At 52.8% G+C, this 745-nt stretch carries 1 pseudogene; it reads left to right on the plus strand.

What is annotated here, in order from left to right:
• Positions 1-109: 109 nt before the first annotated feature.
• A pseudogene (locus ACNPAA_RS20985) lies at positions 110-745 on the plus strand (IS630-like element ISAhy2 family transposase); the annotation flags it as partial.

Raw genomic sequence — 745 nt, forward strand, 5'->3', positions numbered from 1 at the left:
CTAAATAGCTGTTCCGAATAGTAGATCACCGGAGGAAGGGAACTCAGTCCAGTTTGTGCGATCTGATTAGTCGCTAAACAAAACAAGCCACACCCAAAGGACTGAGTTGATGCCTATCCTACCACCTCTGCCACGACCACAACGGCGCCGCATTCACAAAATCATCCATGCCACCCGTGATAAAGGACATGCTCGTCGCTTGATGGCCATCTTGCTGTTACATGAAGGACGCACGATCACCGATGTTCATCACCTTACCGGCGCTGCGCGCTCGACCATCGGTCGTTGGCTTCGGTGGTATCGAGATGAAGGCATAGATGCGCTAGAAGCCTTACCGGCTGGCCGTGCCCCAGTCTTACCTATCGCCAAGATTGTCACCTTACTGGTGCTGCTCATGCAGTTTTCTCCGCAAGATTTTGGTTATCAGCGCAGCCGTTGGTGTACTGAACTATTGGCTATAAAAATCAATCGGTTAACAGGGCTCAATGTGGCAGCCTCCACGCTCCGCCGATGGTTACCTCGTATGGGCATTGTCTGGCGCAGGCCCGTGCCGACCTTGCGGATAAAAGACCCAGCCTATCAGGAAAAAATGGCGAATATCGACGCCGCGCTGGCCCGCTGTGATGCCGATAATCCGGTGTTTTATGAGGATGAAGTCGATATAGACCTCAATCCCAAATTAGGAGCCGACTGGATGTTCAGAGCGCAGCAAAAGCGGGTTGTCACACCGGGGCAGAATGCCAAG

Source organism: Aeromonas sp. PS2Canimalfood6, from assembly GCF_048276795.1.
Taxonomy (GTDB): Bacteria; Pseudomonadota; Gammaproteobacteria; order Enterobacterales; family Aeromonadaceae; genus Aeromonas; species Aeromonas caviae.